Annotated in this window: 16 protein-coding genes; 7 read left to right on the top strand and 9 right to left on the bottom strand. The window is 71.7% G+C overall.

From position 1 onward, the window contains the following. Position 1 precedes the first annotated feature (1 nt). The gene (locus CRYAR_RS10495; RefSeq protein WP_051570008.1) at positions 2-1,243 is read right to left on the bottom strand and encodes an erythromycin esterase family protein; all 1,242 of its coding nucleotides are present in this window, start codon (positions 1,241-1,243) and stop codon (positions 2-4) included. Positions 1,244-1,403: 160 nt separating this feature from the next. Here CRYAR_RS10495 and CRYAR_RS10490 point away from each other — a divergent pair, with 160 nt between their 5' ends. After that, a complete protein-coding gene (locus CRYAR_RS10490; protein ID WP_035850191.1) occupies positions 1,404-1,619 on the top strand; it encodes a DUF397 domain-containing protein in 216 nt (71 codons plus the stop codon). A gap of 203 nt (positions 1,620-1,822) precedes the next feature. After that, positions 1,823-2,632 carry an SAM-dependent methyltransferase gene (locus CRYAR_RS10485; RefSeq protein WP_084700330.1) on the top strand — a complete coding sequence of 270 codons (810 nt, stop codon included), beginning with the start codon at positions 1,823-1,825 and terminating at the stop codon, positions 2,630-2,632. Between the two features lie 64 nt (positions 2,633-2,696). Here CRYAR_RS10485 and CRYAR_RS10480 read toward each other — a convergent pair whose 3' ends face one another. The 3 genes from CRYAR_RS10480 to CRYAR_RS10470 are packed head-to-tail and all read right to left on the bottom strand — an operon-like array spanning position 2,697 to position 4,656. Beyond that, positions 2,697-3,539 carry a helix-turn-helix domain-containing protein gene (locus CRYAR_RS10480; protein ID WP_169745016.1) on the bottom strand — a complete coding sequence of 281 codons (843 nt, stop codon included), beginning with the start codon at positions 3,537-3,539 and terminating at the stop codon, positions 2,697-2,699. A 43-nt stretch (positions 3,540-3,582) separates the two neighbouring features. Continuing rightward, positions 3,583-3,825 carry a DUF397 domain-containing protein gene (locus CRYAR_RS10475; protein WP_051570006.1) on the bottom strand — a complete coding sequence of 81 codons (243 nt, stop codon included), beginning with the start codon at positions 3,823-3,825 and terminating at the stop codon, positions 3,583-3,585. 21 nt (positions 3,826-3,846) lie between these two features. Then, positions 3,847-4,656 carry an SAM-dependent methyltransferase gene (locus CRYAR_RS10470; RefSeq protein ID WP_063725889.1) on the bottom strand — a complete coding sequence of 270 codons (810 nt, stop codon included), beginning with the start codon at positions 4,654-4,656 and terminating at the stop codon, positions 3,847-3,849. Between the two features lie 199 nt (positions 4,657-4,855). Here CRYAR_RS10470 and CRYAR_RS10465 point away from each other — a divergent pair, with 199 nt between their 5' ends. Further along, the gene (locus CRYAR_RS10465; RefSeq protein WP_035850184.1) at positions 4,856-6,835 is read left to right on the top strand and encodes a hypothetical protein; all 1,980 of its coding nucleotides are present in this window, start codon (positions 4,856-4,858) and stop codon (positions 6,833-6,835) included. A gap of 115 nt (positions 6,836-6,950) precedes the next feature. Here the strand turns inward: CRYAR_RS10465 and CRYAR_RS42945 are convergent, their stop codons facing one another. Next, complete coding sequence (locus CRYAR_RS42945; RefSeq protein ID WP_051570005.1) at positions 6,951-9,575, bottom strand: WD40 repeat domain-containing serine/threonine protein kinase; 2,625 nt, start codon at positions 9,573-9,575, stop codon at positions 6,951-6,953. Between the two features lie 145 nt (positions 9,576-9,720). Between CRYAR_RS42945 and CRYAR_RS10455 the strand changes: the two genes are divergently transcribed. The 3 genes from CRYAR_RS10455 to CRYAR_RS46935 are packed head-to-tail and all read left to right on the top strand — an operon-like array spanning position 9,721 to position 13,336. After that, complete coding sequence (locus CRYAR_RS10455; RefSeq protein ID WP_051570004.1) at positions 9,721-10,917, top strand: CapA family protein; 1,197 nt, start codon at positions 9,721-9,723, stop codon at positions 10,915-10,917. A 53-nt stretch (positions 10,918-10,970) separates the two neighbouring features. After that, positions 10,971-11,237 carry a hypothetical protein gene (locus CRYAR_RS10450; RefSeq protein ID WP_157017570.1) on the top strand — a complete coding sequence of 89 codons (267 nt, stop codon included), beginning with the start codon at positions 10,971-10,973 and terminating at the stop codon, positions 11,235-11,237. Between the two features lie 2 nt (positions 11,238-11,239). Continuing rightward, positions 11,240-13,336, top strand: coding sequence for a hypothetical protein (locus tag CRYAR_RS46935; RefSeq protein WP_051570003.1), 2,097 nt, complete (start codon positions 11,240-11,242; stop codon positions 13,334-13,336). Between the two features lie 146 nt (positions 13,337-13,482). On the opposite strand, the gene CRYAR_RS10440 is transcribed toward CRYAR_RS46935, so the two are convergent. Further along, positions 13,483-15,996, bottom strand: coding sequence for a DEAD/DEAH box helicase (locus CRYAR_RS10440; RefSeq protein ID WP_035850181.1), 2,514 nt, complete (start codon positions 15,994-15,996; stop codon positions 13,483-13,485). A 241-nt stretch (positions 15,997-16,237) separates the two neighbouring features. Between CRYAR_RS10440 and CRYAR_RS10435 the strand changes: the two genes are divergently transcribed. Beyond that, positions 16,238-17,194: a P-type ATPase actuator domain-containing protein gene (locus CRYAR_RS10435; RefSeq protein WP_084700322.1), complete on the top strand. Its 957-nt coding sequence runs from the start codon at positions 16,238-16,240 to the stop codon at positions 17,192-17,194. A gap of 159 nt (positions 17,195-17,353) precedes the next feature. Here CRYAR_RS10435 and CRYAR_RS42935 read toward each other — a convergent pair whose 3' ends face one another. From CRYAR_RS42935 to CRYAR_RS10420, 3 genes are all read right to left on the bottom strand, one after another. Next, positions 17,354-17,923: a hypothetical protein gene (locus CRYAR_RS42935; RefSeq protein WP_051570002.1), complete on the bottom strand. Its 570-nt coding sequence runs from the start codon at positions 17,921-17,923 to the stop codon at positions 17,354-17,356. 142 nt (positions 17,924-18,065) lie between these two features. Beyond that, positions 18,066-18,935, bottom strand: coding sequence for an anti-sigma factor family protein (locus tag CRYAR_RS42930; RefSeq protein WP_051570001.1), 870 nt, complete (start codon positions 18,933-18,935; stop codon positions 18,066-18,068). After that, positions 18,932-19,447 (bottom strand): sigma-70 family RNA polymerase sigma factor, encoded by a 516-nt coding sequence (locus CRYAR_RS10420; RefSeq protein ID WP_035861672.1) that lies wholly within the window; start codon positions 19,445-19,447, stop codon positions 18,932-18,934. Before CRYAR_RS10420 ends, CRYAR_RS42930 begins: the two co-directional genes overlap by 4 nt. Between the last annotated feature and the right edge of the window lie 251 nt (positions 19,448-19,698).

The raw sequence follows: 19,698 nt of genomic DNA, 5'->3' as shown, positions 1-19,698 counted from the left end.
ATCAGACGCCGACGGGGTACGTCTCCAGCTCACTGCCGACGGCGACCGCGGGCAGCGGGGCCAGCGCGGTCGTCTCCGGCAGCCAGACGAACGCGTCGTAGCGATCGCCGAGGCGAGTGGGCACGTAGTTGCCGTAGGCCTCGCGCGACGGCCGGTAGACGACGCCGATCGCCCGGTGCGCGAGCGTGTCGGTGAGCCAGCGCGGTCGCGGTCCCGACGGCAGCACGAACAGCGCCGGCTCCGGCACGGAGGCGTCCAGGATCGCCTCCAACGAACCGGCGCGCGCCGGTGGCACCGGCATCACCTCCACCGGAGCGCCCCAGGCGGGGCCGGCGAGCACCTGGCCGCGGTGGCTCCCGAAGCCCACCAGCACCACCGCGTCGTCGCCCCAGCGCTCGCGGCCGAGCTGGCCGAGGTTGACCATGCCGACGTCGGCCATGTCGGTGGCGCGGGCGTCGCCGATGTGGGTGTTGTGGGCCCAGACCACGGCCTTCGAGCCCGGCCCGTAGTGCTGGAGCAGACGGTCGAGCGTGTTGACCATGTGGACGTCGCGGACGTTCCAGGACTCGGGACCGTTGCTGACCATCTCGCGGTAGTAGTTCTCGGCGCCCACCGCGGCCTCGGCGTTCTGCAGGATGCCCAGGTCGGTGGTGCGGTACCGGAGCGTGGTGAGCAGCTCGACCAGCGGCGGCGCGCAGGTGGACCCCATCACGGTGGCCCACGCGTACTGCTGCGGATCCTGTCCGTACGGGGCCAGGCAGCCCATGGCGGCGAGCACCGCGGGTAGGTTCGCCGGGTCGTGCTCACGCAGGTAGGCGCAGATCTCGTCGAGAGACTCCCAGAGCGAGTAGACGTCCAGCCCGTGGAACCCGACGGGGTTCGCCCGGATGAGGTTCGCGGCCCGCAGCCCGGTGGCGAAGTCGCAGACCTCCTCGTTGGCCCACATCCAGGTCGGCCACCGGTCGAACTCGGTGAGCGCCTGCCGCGGGCTCGCGCTGCCGCGCACGGCCCGGTCGACCCGGTCGCAGTCCGGCCAGTCGCCCTCCACCGCGACGAACGAGAAGCCCCGCTCGTCGATCAGCCGGCGGGTGAGTTCGGCCCGGCGGCAGTAGAACTCGTGGGTGCCGTGGCTGGCCTCGCCGAGCATCACGATCCGCGCGTTCCCGATCCGGTCGAGCAGCGGGTCAAAATCGCCGGCGGTGCGCAGCGGTCCGGCCAGGGCCTGAATGTCGTCCCCGTGCATGGGCGGCGGATACCCGGCGAATCAGTGATCACGCCTCTGAGCAGCCTTTTCGTACCAACTTGGTAAACACGGTTCACGTTAATCGTTCTTGTGATTCACAGTTTGGAGCGGCGTAAGGTGGAGCGCGCTATCTGTCAAGACGGAAGGCCCGGTGACGATCATGAACGACTCCCCGACCGACCTGTCCCACGCCCACTGGCGCAAGGCCTCCAGAAGCACCGGCGCGAACACCGGTTGCGTGGAGGTCGCCGCCAACTTTCCCGTCGTGACCGCGGTGCGCGACAGCGTCCGCCCGGAGGACGGCGCGCACGTCGTACCCCGGGCGGCATTCGGCGCGTTCCTCGACGACGTGAAGGCCGGCCGCTACGACTTGTGACCGCTCAACGATTGCACGGTGACACCCGCTTCGGGTGTCACCGTGCTTCGTTTTCCGGGTTGCGACCTTGACACCAATCGGTGCAAGAAACGGCTGGTACCAGTGAATCTCGCCAATATGCATGAGAGAGTTGCCGTGGCCGCCACACCTTCATAATCTGTGTTTCACAGATTTGGAGTCGCGCGGTCGGAGGAGTCAGGCGGATGACGTCCATGCTTCACGCACCTCGGTCGCGCACGCCGGTCGAGGTCGACAGCTTCCGGCCCAGTGCGGCCCGGATGTACGACTATTACCTGGGCGGTCGCAACCATCTCGCGGCCGACCGGGAAGCCGCCGACGCACTGCTCGACGCGGTCCCCGAGGTCGTCACAGCGGCCCAGCAGAACCGCGCTTTCCTGCGGCGGGTCGTCGAGTACGCCGTCGGGCAGGGCGTCACACAGTTCCTCGACCTCGGCTCCGGCTACGCCTCGCCGGGCGGGGTACCGGAGGTGGCCTGTGCCGGCGACGCGACGAGCCGGGTCGTCGCGGTGGACATCGATCCGGGCGTCACCGCCCAGGTCGGCTCGACCGCCCGGGCCACGGGGGTGTCCGGGCGGGTCGGGGCCATCCACGCCGACCTGCGTGACGCGATCGGCGTCCTCGAGCACCCGGTCACCCGGCGCCTGATCGACTTCGACCGGCCGGTCGCGATCCTCTGCCTCGCGGTGCTGCACTTCGTGCCGGGCGAGCTCGACCGCGTCCTCGGGCCGCTGCGTCGCGCGGCCCCCCGGGGGAGCCTGCTGGCGTTCTCGCACGCCGCGGCGAGCGAGGCGCCCACCACGACCGAACGGATCACCCGGCTGGTCTACGACTGCACGCTGACGCCGCTGGTGCTGCGCTCGGAGGAGACGCTCACCGCCGCGGTCAGCGGACTCGAGCTGGTCGACCCGGGCATCGTCCCGGTGAACCGGTGGCGCGCCCCGGACGCCGACGCACCGGCGTCCACCCTGCTGGGCGGCGTGGCGCGCCTCTGAACCGATCGGCGGGAGTTCCGGGCGAGCCGGGGGGCGGCCGGCCCGGAACTCCCGCCGATCTGTCTTACGGCAACGAGTCGGAGAGCTGCTTCAACGCCACCGTCGTGGCCATCGGCTCCAGCGCGGCCGCGCGGATGTCGGCGAAGATCCGCTTGTAGGTCTCCACCTCGGCCCGGGAGTCCAGCTGCTGCACAGCCGCGTCGTTCTCCAGGAAGGCGATGCCCGGCTCGTCGCCCGGGAAGTCGAAGATGCTGATCAGGCTGCTCATGCCCGGGTGCGGTCCATCGGAGAAACGCAACAGCCGGATCTCGACGTTCGGCCGCAGGCTCATCGCGACCAGATGCCTGATCTGCGTGCGGCGCTCCTCCGGCGTACCCCAGTGGTAGAGCAGTGAGGCCTCGGTGAGCACCGCCACCAGCTCGACGTCGACGTCGTCGAGCACCCGCTGACGGCGCTGACGGGCCTCCAAGGCACGGGCGCGCCACTGTTCGGACTTCGTGCCGACGTTCATGTGGGCCTCGGTGTAGGCCGACGTCTGCAGCAGACCGGGCAGGATCAGCGGCATGTACAGCGAGACGCACCGCGCGTCGGACTCGAACCCGGCGTACTCGTCGTCGGCGAAGACGTCGCCGTACTCCCGCCACCAGGCCCGGTCGCGGGCCCGCATCGCGAGCGCCTCGAGTTCCTCGCGCTCGGCGTCGGGGACGCCGTAGATCCGCAGCAGGTCCCGGACGTCGCTCATCTCCGGGCGCTTCCAGACGTTCGCCTCGAACCGCCCGACCTTGCCGCGCCCCCAGTTGAGCTTGTCGCACACCTGGTTGGCGGTGTACTTGTTCTCCACCCGTAGCTCGACCAGCCGGCGCGCCAACCGTCTTTTCGCGACGGTGGGGCCGTACAGGGTGGTCACTGGCGTTCCTCCACTGGTCAGCATCGCGCGCTCACCGGGGGTCTCACACGGCGTCGTCGAATTCGCCCTTACGGACGCCGTCGACGAAGCACTCCCACTCGAAGCGGCTGTAGACCAGCACTCGCCCGTCCGGGTCCCCGGCGACCCGCATCAACACCCAACGCTCCTCGAGGGCATCGACGAATGCGACCTCGATGACCCCGCGCCCGGTGCCGGACCGCTGCCAGCTCTGCGCATCGACGTCGACACGCAGCTCTTCCAGCGTCGGCTTCCGCGGCGGGGTCATGGAACAACGTTAGCGCTCTCCTCACGGCTTGCGCGCAACGGCGGCATAGAACCATCGCGACCCGTCGTCGTCCGCGACCTCGGGATCCTCGGCTCCCCACTGGCCGACGTGGACGACGACCGGCTCGGCACCCGGGTACGGCGGCACGATCTCGAGGCCCTCGAAGAAACGGGTGAACTCCGCCCGCGAACGGGACACGGCACGCGCGCCGGCCCTGGCCATCTCCGACCGGACGTTGCCGACCACCCGCTCGGACTGCTTGTCGCTGGTGGGTGCGGAGATGGCCACGTACGAACCGGGCGGAACGGCCTCGACGTAACGACGTACCAGCGCCCACGGGTCGTCCTCGTCGGGCAGGAACTGGGTGACGGCGACCAGCAGGATCCCGACCGGAAGCTCGAGGTCGACCAGCTCGCGGGTGCGCGGCGCGGACAGCACCTGCTCGACGTCCCGGATGTCGGCCCGCACCATCGTGGCGCCCGCGATGCCGCGGAGCAGGACGTCGCCCCGCTCGACCGCCAGCGGATCCCGGTCGACGTAGACGACGCGACCGTCGGGGCAGTGCTCGGCGAGCACCTCGTGGGTGCTGCGCTGGGTCGGTAACCCGGCCCCGAGGTCGAGGAACTGACGGACGCCCCACTCGTCGGCCATCCGCGCGACCGCGCGCTGCAGGAAGCCGCGGTTGGCCCAGGCCGACTCCCCCAGCTCCGGTAACACCTTCAGCGCCCGGTCCGCAGCGGCCCGATCGACGGCGGAGTTCGCGGTCCCGCCCAGGATGTAGTCGTAGATCCCGGCCGGGTTCGGCCGATCGGTCGCGTCTGCCTCGTTCATCGGCGTCTCCACTGGACAGAGCGATGGGCCGTTCCGCAGCAGTCTGCCACCCCAGTGCAGCCGGTCACCGCCTCCCTCGGCCATACGCCGAGGAATCGGAACCCGTTTCGCGCCCCAACCGCCGATGCCACGGGGTAAGAGGTTTCAGTGATGCTTAATACGTTATGTTCCTTTTGTCGGATACCAGGGGGGCCGGGACATGAGACATCGTCCGATACTGACCGCTGTCGGCGCCGCAGGTGCGGTAGCCGGGCTGCTGCTCTTCGGCGGCCCGACCGCGGCGGCACCGGACCCCGCCCCTCACCCCGCCGCACCGGACGCCACCCGGCAGCTGGGCCTGCCCGACGTCGCCAAGAAGAAGGCGGTAGCGGCCGGTGCCGTCAACCCGTACCTGGGGCTGGTGCCGGAGCCGAACAAGGTCGACTGGGCGTACTGGCGGAAGAAGATGGCCGCGGACGGTCAGCAGCGCACGGTGTCCCGGAAAGTGGGCACGGGCGATCCGCGCGGTCTCGCGACCCGCGACGTCGAACCGGTGTTCGTCGACGAGCAGGAGCCGTCCCGGACGCTCGGCGGCAACGACAAGATCGGCACCGCCGAGACGCTGTCCCGCTTCGGCTCGGCCGACGGCCGGACGCCGTCCGCCCGGATCGTGGGCACGCTCGCCGAGGGACCGGCCGCCGTGCAGTTCGACCCGCCCAAGGAGGACAACGGGTCGATCCGGCTGGCCTCGAACGTCGTGCTGCCCGGCTCGCAGACGCGGCGGACGACCACCGGCCGGATCGGCGACGGACCGCACGGCTCCGAGGGCGACAAGAAGGGCGACTTCGACTTCTACCGCATCGCCACCGCGAAGGCCGGCCAGCGGCTCCTCGTCGACCTCGATACGCCCACCAGCAACGACGCGACACAGCCGAAGCTCGACTCGGTCGTCGTCCTGTGGAACAAGGCCGGAAAGGCCATCGCGCTCAACGACGACGACGGCGAGACGCTCGACAGCCGGCTCGCGGTCAACATCCCGTCCGACGGCGAGTACTACGTCTCGGTGGGCGCCTACGACTCGCCGGTACCGGAAGACCCGTTCGACTCCGGCAGCGGCAAGGGCGTCGGCGCCGAGGGCGCCTACTCGGTGACGTTCGGCCTGGACGCCGACGACGTGGACTTCTACCAGGTCGACCTGCGCGCGGGCGACGTGCTCGGCGCGTCGGTGAGCGGCTCGGCGCGTGAGCTCTCGGTCCGCGACCCCGAGGACCACCTCCGGATCACCTCGCGCCAGGACCAGTCCGGCATCTACCCGCCGACCTCCCCGCTGCCGGGCGGCGGCAACTCGGTGCTCGCGCACGTGGCCGACGCCACCGGGCCGCACACGATCGCGGTCAGCAGCGGCGCCGGTCGCTACGACCTCACGCTGCAGGTCTACCGGCCCGGGCCGGAGAAGCGCGGCGCCAGCACCGTGCAGACGATCTTCCTCGACTTCGACGGGGCCCAGGTCAACACGAAGATCTGGGGCGGCACCGGGGTACGCACGCTCTCCCCGTTCCGCGCGTTCCTCGGTCGCTGGGGCCTCAAGAGCGACCAGGAGAACGCGGCGATCGACGCGACGATCCGATCGGTGCGCGAGAACCTCGAACACGACTTCGGCGGCCGGGCGGCGATCCGGATCCTCAACAGCCGCGACAACCACGACCCGTGGGGCGAACCGAACGTCAGCCGGGTGGTCGTCGGCGGCAGCTCCGACGAGGCCGGGCTCTCTACGGTGGGCATCTCCCAGTCGGTCGACCCCGGCAACTTCGACACCGAGGAATCGGCGCTCGTCCTGCTCGACGACATCTCCAACCCCGGCGGGGCGCGGAACACGTCGAACCCGTCGCTCCTGGCCTACCTGAACGGCTCGAGCAACCGGGTGGCGTTCGTGGGGCAGGCGATCGGGAACGCGGTCTCCCACGAGATCGGACACTTCCTGGGCAGCTGGCACACCGCCGCGTTCGACGACACCGCGGACCTGATGGACCAGGGCGGCAACTTCGCGATGCTGTGGGGTGTGGGCGCCGACCAGATCGGCGGCACGGCCGACGACGACGACGTCGACTTCGGGCGGGACGTGTTCAACCCGGGTGAGGGGTTCGCGGGCTCGCAGTCGACGAACGCCAACACCGAGTGGGGGCTGTCGGCGGTGCGCTAGTCGCGCCGGTTCCGGCGTCGGCGTGCGCGCCACCACGACGCCGCGAAGAACACGAGCACGAGGAACGCGGAGATGCCCTCGAGCCACGAGGTGCCACCGGTCGGCTGGGGCATCGTCAGTTGCTCGGGGTCGGGACGGGGCGCGTGTCGAGGTCCCAGAGCCGGACGACCTTCTCGTCGCCGCCGTCGGCGAGGAGGCGTCCGTCCGGGCTGAACGTGACCGCGTCGACGTCGCCGGTGCCCTTCAGCGGCGCCCCGATCTGCTTGCCGGTCGTCAGGTCCCACAGCCGGGTGGTGTCGTCGATGCCGGCGGTGGCCAGGGTGCGGCCGTCGGGGCTGTACGCGAGGCTGTAGATGTTGTCGGTGTGCCCGCGCAGCGCCTGGTGCACGCTCCGCTTCTCCACGTCCCAGATCCGGACGACCTTGTCGGAACCGCCGCCGGCGACGTACCTGCCGTCGGGGCTGAACGCGATCGAGTCGATGTCACCGGGGGTCTGCTTCAGCGGGTCGCCGATCGGAGTGCGGGTGGCGACGTCCCAGAGCCGGATCGTGTCGTCGGCGCCGCTGCTGGCCAGCGTCTTCCCGTCGGGCGAGAACGCGACGCTGTACACCTCGTCGGTGTGACCGGTCATCGGTCGCCCGATCTGCTTCTGGCTCGCGACGTCCCAGAGGCGGACGGTCTTGTCGCCGCCGGACGAGGCGATCGTCCGGCCGTCGGGCGAGAACGCGACCCCGTAGGCGTCACCGGCGTGGCCGGTGAGGGCGCCGACCTTCGTCCCGGCGGTGGTGTTCCAGAGCCGGACCGCTCCGTCGCCACCGACCGAGGCCAACAGGTTGTTCGGGCTGAACGCGACGCGGTACACGGTGCCGGTGTGGCCGGTGAGCGGCTCGCCGATCTGGCTGCGGTCCTCGACGTTCCAGAGCCGGATCGTGCTGTCACCGCTCCCGGACGCGATCCGGGTGCCGTCGGGGCTGAACGCGACCGCGTTGATCCACTGGGTGTGGCCGCTGAACTTGTTCTGGACCGCCGGGGAGGGCCCGACGGCGAGCGGGGTGGCGGTGACGCGGGGCGCGGCCACGTCCCGGTCGTCGTCGCCGGTGGGTCTCAGGAGGTAGATGCCGGCGCCGGCGACGGCCAGCACGACCAGGACCGCGAGGCCGGCGAGGAGCGGGGCGGTGCGCTTCTTCTTTTTCTTCGGCGGAGCCGGCGGGCCGGGGGGTGGGTAGCCGTAGGGAGCGCCGTAGACCGCGGTTCCACCGGCTGACGGGTGCCCGGAGACGGGGTTACCGGAGACGGGGTGGCTGGAGACGGGGTGGCTGGAGACCGGGTGGCTGGAGACCGGGTAGGAGACCGGGGCCGAGCCGGAGACCGGGGCTGCTCCGGAGACCGGGGCCGAGCCGGACACCGGGGCCGCTATTGCCGGGTAGTCGGAGTGGGTGCGGGTCCAGTGCTGCTGACGGGTCGGTGCGTCGGTGGAGGGCTCGACCGGTGTCGGGCCGCCCTCGGCCAGCGCACCCTGGATCCGCCGGGCGCGCTCGAGATAGTCCTTGGCCCGGCCGGGCCGCCCCTCCTCCATCAACCCCGCGGCCGACGCCACGAGCGTCGCCGCCAGCCGCTCGGCCGCCGATCGCGTCACCGGGTGCTGGTCGCCGTACAACCGCAGCGCGCTGATCGCGATCACGTCCAGCGCCTCGACCGTGTCGAACGCGACCAGCTCGTGCAGGCGGAGCTGCTCGTCGAGGGTCAGCAGCGGCAGCAGCTCGTCACGGGCGGCGGCCGCGGTCGGGCGGTTACGCGGCTCGGGGTCGGTGCACCGCCGCACGAGCCCGGCCACCACCCGGCCACGTTCCGGCCCGACCTCCGCCTCGATCAGGTCGTCCAGGTCGGGGCGCAGGCTGTGCCGCAGGTGCGCCTGCAGGTACGCCAGCGGCGTCTTCTCGGCGACGTCATGGGGCCGGCGCGCCGTCAGCAACTCGGCGAGCACCACGCCGAAGCTGAACATGTCCCAGGCCGGTGTCGGGCTCGTGCCCTCGTCGGGCGGCATGTACGGGATCGTCCCGACCCCACCGGTGGGGTTGCCGGTCTGCGGGTCGCGAAGCGTCCCGAGGTCCCCGAGGACGCTGCGCCGATCCCACCGCAGGATGTTCGCCGGTTTGACGTCGCGGTGGACCAGCACCCCGCGCTGACCGGTCGGCGTGTGCAGGTGGTGCAGCGCGTCCGCGATGCCGACCAGGTCGAAGAGGATCTGGTCGGCGGTCAGCCGCGGCGGGTTGGACTTGACGACCTGGTCCTCCAGGTCCTCCCCGCAGAGCGGCATGACCTGCACCAACGCGAGGCAGGTGCCGTCGAACTCGCGGCGGAACTCCGGCATCTCGGCCTGCGCGAACACCGGCAGCAGGAACGGGTGCCGCAGCGCGGTGGCGTAGCGCTGCTCACGGCGCATGCGCTGCAGGACGTCGGGCCGGCCGCGCCGCTCCAGCACGACCCGGATCGCGACCGGGTCGCCGGGCTCCCCCGCCTCGGGCAGCGGGTCGAGCAACTCGGCGGTGAACACGGTGGCCTGACCGGTGTTCTTCGAGATCCGCTCGCGCAGGAGCACGCGGACACCGGGACCGGTGCCGACCGGTAAGCGGATCGACCGCCCTTCGACGATCTGCGGTTCGGTGAGCGTGGGGCCGCCCTCGCCCGGCGAGCCACCACCGGGGTGCGCGCCACCGGAGTCGCTCGACCAGCCGCTCATCGTGGTCCGCGCTCCCCTGTCCGATTGCCATTCGTCCGCCGCTGGAGTGTATAGCCCCACGTCCGGCCCCGATCGGCCCCGGACGGGTTGCCGACACCCGGCGCGGCCGAGCGGTTCTGCGCCCGGTGTTCCTTATTGTTCGGCTGTGACGTCCGGATACCGGGGCCGGTGGTTCCTGCTCGGCCTGCCCGTCGCCGTGCTCGGCGTACTCGCGGTGACCACCACCGGGCCCGGCGGTGGATCGCCCGACGCGTCGTTCCTCCGGATGGTGCCGCCCGCGGCGTCGGCGGCGCCGGCCCCGACGGTGCGTTTCGCCGCCGTCGGCGACGTGATCCTCGGGTCGACGCCGAAGTTGCCGCCGAACGGCGGCCGCACGTTCTTCGACGACGTGCGCCGCGAGCTGACCGGTGACGTGGTGAGCGGCAACCTCGAGTCCCCGCTCACCGACCGGACCGTTTCGACGAAGTGCGCGCGCCGTTCGGCGGGGTCTGCGGGGCCTGCAGGGTCTGCGGGGCCCGCGGGGGCCGCGGGGCCTGCAGGGGCTGGTGTCGGGCGCGCGGCGAAGGCGCGTAGTTGTTATGCGTTCCGGGTGCCGCCGGGGTATGCGCGCTGGATCGGTGGCGCGGGGTTCACGGTGATGAACGTCGCGAACAACCACGCCCGTGACTACGGCGACGCCGGGCTCACCGACACTGTCGCGGCGCTGCGCCGGTACGGCGTCGACCACACCGGGCCGGCCGGTGTGATCACGCGCCGATCAGTGCACGGGATCCGGGTGGCGACGGTCGGGTTCTCACCGTACGCGTGGACGAACAGCGTGCTCGACGTCCCGGCCGCGGCCGCCCTGGTACGCCGGGCCGCCGCGAGCGCCGACCTCGTCGTCGTCCAGATGCACATCGGTGCGGAGGGCGCCGACCGGGCCCACGTCCGGCGCGGCCCGGAGTCGTTCCTCGGCGAACGGCGCGGCGACCCGATCCGGTTCGCGCACGCCGTCGTGGACGCCGGCGCGGACCTCGTCGTGGGGCACAGCCCGCACGTGCTGCGGGGCCTGGAGTTCTACCGGGGGCGGCTGATCGCGTACAGCCTGGGCAACTTCGCCGGTTACCGCACGCTGTCGACGGCCGGACCGCTCGGCGTGGGCTGCGTCCTGCGGGTCGCGCTGCGCGCCGACGGCACCTGGGCCGGCGGGACGCTCGTCGGCACCCACCTGGTCAACGGCGGCCTCCCGGCCCGCGACCCCCGCCACCGCGCACTCACCCTGGTACGCACGCTCTCCACCGCCGACTTCGGCCGCGCCGCCGCCCGCGTCTCCCCGACCGGCGGGTTGGCACCGCCCGCGTGAATCGGGGTGTGGACAACGCGAGCGAGGGCCGGAACGGCTGCCACGATGAGGAGGTGGAAAAGACCGCGGACCGCGCCGCGCTCCTCGAGTCGCCCGGCACGCTCGCCGACGCCGGGCGGGTCGCGAGCGCGCTCGTCGACGAGCTCGATGCGATCCGGCGGCACTGGCGCAGCGGCACCGCCGCACCCGCCGGAACCCTGCAGCGCCGGGATGCCGAGCTCGGGCTGTACCTGGACGTACTCCGCACGCTCTGCGACCCGCTCCTCCCGCCCGACCAGCGGGACACGGACCGCGCCACCGCGTTCCGGGAGGCCGAGTAGCCATGGCGGTCCGTGACCACGCCCAGCTCGGCGCGATCCTGCACTGCCTGCGGTCCTCGCTCGGGCGGCTCGGGCGAATCGGCCCGGTGGCACTGGTACGCACGCTGGCCACGGTGATCGCCGCCGTGTCCGAGCCACCCGGCGGCGATCCGGTGCGGCTGGCCGATCTCGCCGGGGCCTTCCGGCGGGCGCGCGTCGACACCGATCCGGTCGCCGGCGCAGGACGGCCGGCCGAGTGGAGCGGAAGCGCCGTCGCGGCCGCCGCCGAGACCGTCGTCGCCACCGCGCACCTGGTCGGATCCGTACACCCGGCGTTCGACGACGCGGCCGACGCGCTCGCCCGCTACGCCGCCACCAGCGCCGAGCTCCGGGCCGAGCGCCGCGAGCTGCGAGCCCGGCTCACCACCGCCTGGCACGACGCCACCCACGTCGAGCTGTTCGGGCGCGGAGTACGGGTGCCCGACGTCCGGCGGCTCGACGACCTGGCGGCCGCCGCCCGGCCGCTGATCGGCGGCCTGCTGGAGGTGTACCGGCGCGGTCAGGACGCCGTCGACACACTGACCAGCCAGCTCGACGCCGTCGCCGCCCGCACCCGCGCATCCGCCCTCACCGCCGACGCGATGACGCTCTCCGCCCCCGAACCCCTGCTCGCGCCGCCCCCTGGCAGCCCGATCCCTAGCAGCCCAAACCCGGACGTCCCGATCCGTAATCGCCCTATCCCTGACGGCCCGATCCCTGACGGCCCGATCCCTGACGGCCTGAACCCTGACGATCCGGCTCCTGGCGACCCGACTCGCAGTGGCCCAACCCCTGACCGGCTGACCCTTGACCATCCGATCCCCGGCAGCCTGGCTGCAGGCGATCTGGCTGCGGGCACCCCGGCCGCGGACACCCCGACTGCGGGCGATCTGGCTGCGGGCGATCTGGCGGCAGGCACCCCGGCTGCAGGCACCCCGGCTGCAGGCACCCCGGCTGCAGGCACCCCGGCTGCAGGCACCCCGGCTGCAGGCACCCCGGCGGCAGGCACCCCGGCGGCAGGCACCCCGGCTGCAGGCACCCCGGCTGCGGGAACCTCGGCTGCGGGGGCCTCTGTGGCGAGCGATCTGGCCGCAGGGCCGGGTGCGGACGACCCGGCCACCGGTCGGGATGCGGGCCACCGAGCCCGATATCCGAGCACCAACGAACCAGCTCCGGACCCCAGCCTCCCAGCTCTCGGTCGCGAGGCGGGCGACCCAGCCTCAACTCCGGGCACGAACGACCCAGCCGCAGATCTGGCCGCGCGACAGCCGGTCGATCTCGCGGTCCTGCCGCCCTGGCAGCTGCTTCGCGCGAGCCGCCGCCGCGCCGCCCTCACGCCCGACGAACGTGCGGCCTTCGAGCGCACGCTGGCCGGGGCCGGGAGTCCGCTCGAGCGCGCCTACCTGTGGAAGGCATTGGCCGCCGGCCACACCGTCGCCGCCGTGGAGACGTTCGCCGGCCGGATCCGCGGGCGCGACTCCGGCTGGCTCCGCGCGCACCTCTCGGTCGTCGATCCCGCCCGGCGCGGCCCGGTCACGTTCGCCGGGCAGCCGTTCGCCCAGACCGACGGCACCACCTGCGGCACGACGTCGATCGTCGTCGCCCGTGCGCTCGCCGACCCGATCTACACGCTCGAGATCACCCGGGATCCGGAGGCGTTCCGGGAGGAACAGCGACGCCTGCACGGCCGCACGAACCCGGTCTGGCCCGAGGCGCTCGGTACGTCGCCGTGGGGCATGCAGCGAGGTCTGGCCGCCGAGACCGGCACCCGGTACGACTTCCACTGGACCGACGACACGAAGCCGCGCGAGCGGTCCGCGGCCATCCGAGCCGTCCTCGCCGCGGTCGACGCCGGGTACCCGGTGCCGTTACTTGTCGGCAACACCTACCCGGCGCACTACCTGCTCGTGGTCGCCCACGACGCCGGCGCGCTGCTCGTCTACAACCCGGCCGGCGGCCGCCTGACCGAGGTCCCGGCCGACGACATCCTCCGCGCCACGGTCTTCCGCCACCTGCAGGGCTACCTCACCCCACGACGAGCAGCTGCCAGGTCACCCGGGCGGCCTGGCTCCCGCGGGTAAGCGCCCCCACGAACACCGGCTCACCTCATCCCCGCGGCGAGCGGCCTCCGGAAAGCCTCACTCCGCCACGAGCGGCCTCCCACCCCGGCCGGTCGGCGGGAGAACATGCAGCCGCAGGTGTACCGGCCGGGCTGCCGGAAATCCCCTCACTCCGCGGTGAGCGGACCCACCGACGTCACTTCGATCACCGCGACCCCGGCCTCGTCCGACGCCGAGAGATCCACCGTCGCCGAGATACCCCAGTCCCGGTCCCCCGCCGGATCGTCGAACGTCTGGCGCACCAGCCACAGCCCGGCCTCTTCCGAGATCGACAACAGCGCCGGTCCCCGCGCATCCGGCCCCGTGCCGATGCCCGCGTACTCCTCGAAGTACGGCGTCATCGCCTCTTCCCAGGCCACGGTGTCCCACCCCGACGCGGAGTCCAGTTCGCCGAGCTCCCACCAGTTGCGCAGCGCGGCCAGCTCCACCCGCCGGAACAACGCGTTGCGCACCAGCACCCGGAACGCCCGCGTGTTGCGGGTCACGGCCACCGGGGCGGACTCGATCGGCGCCACCTCGGCCAGCTCGTCCCCCGGCGACGTCAGCCGCTCCCACTCGTCGATGAGCGACGAGTCGACCTGGCGCACGAGTTCGCCGAGCCACTCGATCAGGTCGGTGAGGTCCTCGGTGCGTGCTTCTTCGGGCACGGTCTGCCGGATCGCCCGGTACGCGTCGGCGAGGTACCGCAGCACCAGCCCTTCCGAGCGCCCCAGCGAGTAGAACGACACGTACTCGGTGAACGTCATCGCCCGCTCGTACATGTCGCGCACGACCGACTTCGGCGACAGCTCGTAGTCGGCCACCCAGGGATGTCCGCGCCGGTAGGTCTCGTACGCCGGCCCGAGGAGCTCCACCAGCGGCTTCGGGTAGGTGACGTCCTCCAGCGCCTCCATCCGCGCGTCGTACTCCAGCCCGTCGGCCTTCATCTGCGCGACGGCCTCGCCGCGGGCCTTGAACTGCTGGGCCGAGAGCACCTGACGCGGGTTGTCGAGCGTCGACTCGATCACCGACACCACGTCCAAGGCGTACGACGGCGACTCGCGGTCGAGCAGCTCGATCGCGGCCAGCGCGAGTGGCGACAGCGGCTGGTTGAGCGCGAAGTCGTCCTGCAGGTCGATCGTGAGCCGCACCGAGCGGCCCTCGGAGTCGGGCGAGTCGAGCTTCTCCACCACACCGCCGGCGAGCAGCGCCCGGTAGATGGCGATCGCCCGCCGGATGTGTTTGCGCTGCGCCGCCGCGTCCTCGTGGTTGTCGGTGAGCAGGTGGCGCATCGCGGCGAACGCGTCCCCCGGCCGCCCGATCACGTTGAGCAGCATCGCGTGCGACACGGTGAACGACGAGGTCAGCGGCTCCGGTTCGGCCGAGATCAGCCGCTCGTAGGTCGGCTTGCCGTACCCGACCGACCCCTCCGGCGGCTTCTTCTTCACGACCTTGCGCCGCTTCTTCGGGTCGTCGCCGGCCTTGGCCAGCGCACGCTCGTTCTCGACCACGTGCTCCGGCGCCTGCACGACGACCGTGCCGACGGTGTCGTACCCGGCCCGCCCGGCCCGCCCGGCGATCTGGTGGAACTCCCGGGCCTTCAGGAGCCGGACCTTAACCCCGTCGTATTTGGACAGGCCGGTGAACAAAACGGTCCGGATCGGCACGTTGATGCCGACGCCCAACGTGTCGGTACCGCAGATCACCTTCAACAGCCCGGCCTGGGCGAGCGTCTCGACGAGCCGCCGGTACTTGGGCAGCATCCCCGCGTGGTGCACGCCGATGCCGTGCCTCACCAGCCGCGACAGCGTCTTCCCGAAGCCGGTGCTGAACCGGAAACTGCCGATCGCCGACGCGATCGCGTCCTTCTCCGCACGCGTGCAGACGTTGATGCTCATCAGTGCCTGCGCCCGCTCGAGCGCCGCAGCCTGTGTGAAGTGCACCACGTAGATCGGCGCCTGTCGGGTTTCCAACAGTTCTGTCAGGGTCTCGTGGAGCGGCGTCGAGACGTACTCGTAGAACAGCGGGACCGGCCGCTCGGCGCTGCTCACCACCGCGGTCTGGCGTCCGGTGCGCCGGCTGAGGTCGTCGACGAACCGGGTGACGTCGCCGAGCGTCGCGGACATCAGCAGGAACTGCGCCTGCGGCAGCTCGATCAGCGGCACCTGCCAGGCCCAGCCGCGGTCGGGTTCGGCGTAGAAGTGGAACTCGTCCATCACGACCTGGCCGACGTCGGCCGCGGCGCCGTCGCGCAGCGCGATGTTGGCGAGGATCTCGGCCGTGCAGCAGATGATCGGAGCGTCGGCGTTCACCGACGCGTCGCCGGTCAGCATCCCGACCTGGGCCGGGGAGAACACGTCGCAGAGCGCGAAGAACTTCTCCGACACCAGCGCCTTGATCGGCGCCGTGTAGTACGTGCGGCGGCCGGTGGCCAGGGCCGCGAAGTGCGCACCGGTGGCGACCATGCTCTTCCCCGACCCGGTGGGCGTGGAGAGGATGACGTTCGCGCCCGAGACGATCTCGATGAGCGCTTCTTCCTGGTGCGGGTAGAGCGTCAGGCCCTGTTTCTCCGCCCAGCCGGCGAAAGCCTCGAAGATCTCGTCGGGGTCGGGCGTGGAGGGAAGCAGTTCGGTGAGCGTCATCGCACCCCTATCGTGCCCGGTCGCGGCGGTGGCGGCCAGGCCGGGGTGGCCCTTGCCCCACCCGTCACATCCGCCCCTTCCAAAACATCGTCAACGTAGTCCCATGAGCTTTGAACCAACCCCCGAGAGGAGCCGTCCTCCCAAACAGGAAACGCAAAGCCGAACTTAAGGTCAGCCGCCGCAGGGTCGTTGATCAGCGTCACCCAGGTGCCCAAACCGAAAGCTTGGACAGGAGACGGCCATGCGCCCAGCAGTGAAGGCCAGCGCCGAGACACGCGGGCCGGTGTCGGTTCACCCGTGGGCCTACCCCCACGAGGAGGTCGTCCGCCGCTTCGACGTCAACCCGCTGACCGGGCTCACGCTGGAGGAGGCGGCACGCCGGCGCGGCGCACTCGGCCCCAACGTCGTCGAGCCCGGCACCGAGGAGCCCGCGGCGCTGAGCCAGGAGCGGTGGCCCCGGCTGCGCGCCTTCGTCGACACGCTGCTCGGCCGCCGTTCCGAGGCCGAGGCCGAGACCGAGGAGGTCCGCGAGCAGTTCATGGCCCGTGTCCTGCGCTCGGACCGCGTGCTGAGCGTCCACGCCGTCGACCTGGTGCCCGGTGACATCGTCCTGCTCGCCCAGGGCGACCTGGTCCCCGCCGACGCGCGCCTGCTTGACGTCGTCGAGCTGCGGGTGGACGAGGAGCCGCTGACCGGTGGTGAGCTCGCGTCCTCCCGGTGTGTCGCCCCGGTGGGCAGCGGCTGGACGCCGGTCGCCGACCGCCGCTCGATGGTGCACGCGGGTAGCCGCATCGTCCACGGCGCGGGCACCGCGGTGGTCGTGGCCACCGGCCCGCTGACCGTGATCGGCCGCGCGACGCTCAACCGGATCACCTCGTCGCAGCGTGGCACGCTCGGCCGGGCCCGCAACGCGCGCCGCCCCGGTGGCCTCGGCCGTCGCGGTGGCCTGGGCGCGGGGGCCGACCGCCGCGCCGCCAGAGCCACCGAATCGGCCGCCCCCGCCGGCATACCCTGGCTCCCGTCCGCGGCCCCGCCGTCCCGCACGCTGCCCAAGCCCCTCTCGGTCGAGGCGACCGCGCCCCAACCCACGCTGCCGGCCGTCCGCCCGGCGATCGGTCCCCGCCCGCTGGTGCTCGGCCCGCGCCCCGCGCGCGCCGCACGCAGCGCCCGGCGCTGGACCCGCTCCTGCGGCCGCTGACGCCCGCACGAGCCGACTACATATTTCTGGACGCGACGCGAGCACCCCTCGGGGGCTCGCGCGTTCGGTTTTCCGGGGCTTGTCTCCCCCGCACCTGCCCGCACACGAAAGAACCCGCGCCGCCCCAGCAGGGCGACGCGGGTAGTCCGACCAGCGGAATCAGTCCTGGTAGTGGGAGTCGAGCATGATCTGCCCGCCACCGAGCTTGTCGACGAGCGGGTCGAGCGTCTCGGCCTTGTTCGAGGTCACCAGCCACTTCGTGCCGACCAGGTAGGCGCCGCCGTACCCCTCGGCCGCCTCGATCCAGTCCGTCATCTTCTGGTTCGACTCGAACGTCAGGATCGTCGTGCGCGTCTCGCCGAGCATGCAGACGCCCTGCGAGAAGTCGCTGCTCTTGCGGACGCTCGTCGGCTCACAGCCGACCTTGTCGGCGATCTGCTCGAGCGAGTGGGCCGGCGCGGTCTTCGGCCCCGAATCACGGCTGCTCCACCACTCGGCGCCACCCAGCCCCAGGAGCGAACCGCCCACGACGGCGACGGCGACGGTGGCGATGATGGCTTTGCGCTTCGAGGACTTCGAGGACTTCGAGGTGCCCCGGTCGTTGCCCGGATAGCGGTTCGGGGGGTCCTGGTCGTCGGAGCCGTAGCCCGGGTACGAGCGGTCCGGGTACGAATCGGCTGGCTGGCGACCCGCCTGCTGGTGGGGGTACGTCGACTGCGGTCGGCTCATACTTCCCAGACGGTTTCCGGCCTCCGGTGGTTCAAACCTGGAAACAAGTGAGCCCCGCATCGTTTCGAGAACGATGCGGGGCTCACTGAAGGGTCGCGACGCCCCACCGATCCCCACAACCCGAGGAGTGTCGCTACCCGGTCTAGGAACGCTTGGCGGTCACCAGGATCTCGCCGGCCGCGGTCCGGAGCGTGACCGTGGTCAGCTCGGTCGGCGCCATCTTCACCGGCTTGGTCTCGTCCAGCACACCGGCCGCACTGACCTTCACCGTGTCGACGACGGTGTCGTTGTTCACCGTGTCCGAGACGACGATCTCGACGTCCTGGCCGGCGGGAAGGTTGCTGCCGTCCAGGTTGAGGCTCAGGTACCCGGTGTCGGCCGAGCTGACGTCCACCGTGAGCTTCGCCTTGGTGGTGGTGTTCTCACCCTCGAGGCCGGGGAGGTTCGCCGAACCGATCCCCGGATCCGCGGCCTGGCTCGTCGCCTGGGTCTGCTTGGCCACCGGGGCGGTCTTGGTGCCTCCGTCGTCGGAGTCACCGAGGCCCGATCCGATCAGGACACCGCCGCCGAGCACCAGCACCGCCGCGGCCGCCGCACCGGCGAACGCGAGGGTCCGCCGCTGCTGGCTGGCGCTTCCCGCGCGCGGCCGACGCCGGTGCGAGCGTGCCTTCTGCCCGGAGTACCCGGGGAAGCTGTCCTGCCGGCCGCCGGGCACCGACCGCAGCTGCGGCCCGGCCTCCTGGCGGGGCGGCGGTCCGGACTGCTCGAACGCCTCCAGACGGATGTCGTGCAGCGCCCGCATGAAGATCGCGTCGTTCGGGTCGGCTGGTTCGTCGATGAACGCCTCGGGCGGCACGGCCGCCATGATCGCGGCGGTTTCTTCGGCCTCGTCGAGTTCGTGCCGGCAGCGGGTGCACGACAGCAGATGGTCGGCCAGGCGGGCCGCCTCTGGTGGCTCGAGTGCCCCTACCGCGTACGCCCCGACCAATTCGCGGCATTGCATCTCGGTCATCGTGTCACCCCCACTACATCTCCGAGCGCGGAACGTAATGCCCGCAGCGCGTAGTACGTCCGGGACTTGACGGTGCCGGCGGGCACACCGAGCACCTCGGCAGCCTCTGCGGTCGTCCGTCCACGGTAATAAACCTCGATCAGTACCCGCCGATGCTCGGCGGAGAGGGTCCCCAGGCCATCGAGAACCACCATCGTGTCGACCACTCCGTCGGAGTGGTCCCGTTCCATCGGCGGGGTCGCGGGGTTCTCCGCGACCTCGGTAGGTCGCGCCCGGCGGGCGCGGGCCCGGTCGGTGACGATGTTCCTCGCGACCGTGAGCAACCAGCCCCGGACTGACCGGGATCCGTCAGAAAGCGCTTCGCCGTGCTTCCAGGCACGGACCAGCGTCTCCTGGACGACGTCCTCGGCCGCCGCGGCGTCACCGGTGAGGCGGGTCGCGTACGCCAGCAGCGCACGGCCGTGCTCCACGTAGATCTGCCGGATCAGCTCCTCACCTTGGGCGGGTGGCAGCTGGCGGCCGGACGGCCCCCGGTCGGCACGCGCCGCGCCGTTCACCGGCTGGGCGTGCCCGGGCCCGCTGGCCACTCCGTCCCTGGGTCCTGACGCAGTGCGTTGCCGGACGTCCGGTCCACCGAACATCCGACCACTTGGCGGTACTGCCGCTCCGGGTAGCCGCGGAGCGGGAACAGCGATGTGCACTGACGCCTCCGACCGTGATCCTTTATCGGGTCGCACGAACCCCAACTCTCACACGTGCGTCG

This window comes from Cryptosporangium arvum DSM 44712, from assembly GCF_000585375.1.
In the GTDB taxonomy this organism is placed as follows: domain Bacteria; phylum Actinomycetota; class Actinomycetes; order Mycobacteriales; family Cryptosporangiaceae; genus Cryptosporangium; species Cryptosporangium arvum.
Note: the sequence above shows the minus strand (reverse complement) of the source record. Positions and strands in the feature narration are given on the sequence as shown.